The organism is Alteromonas sp. ABH2_165, from assembly GCF_056159945.1.
In genome coordinates this window covers 1-228 of sequence record NZ_JBSWWF010000054.1, presented here as the reverse complement: position 1 = coordinate 228, position 228 = coordinate 1, and the positions used below count along the sequence as shown (strand labels likewise).

At 41.7% G+C, this 228-nt stretch carries 1 protein-coding gene; it reads right to left on the bottom strand.

All coding sequences use genetic code 11. The features are described from left to right. Window positions 1-3: 3 nt before the first annotated feature. The coding region (locus ACXAFQ_RS20565) for a VOC family protein (protein ID WP_474825230.1) at window positions 4-228 on the bottom strand (225 nt) is incomplete at its 5' end.

Sequence of the window (228 nt, the reverse complement as noted above, 5' to 3'; positions counted from 1 at the left end):
TTGTTAGCCGCCAACCTGTGTGATGTGTAATAACTCACCTGACGGGCCCCACAAATAAAAAACCTTACCCCATGATTCTTGGGATATTGAAGTGATTTTCTGCTTAAGTCTAGATTCAGAGCATACCCGAAAAGCTTCATTGATGTCAGATACACAAATTTGAAGCATAAAGTTGCTGGCTAGCGATTCATCGTAAAAGCGCTGAAGAAAGAAAAGGCAGTCACCGTT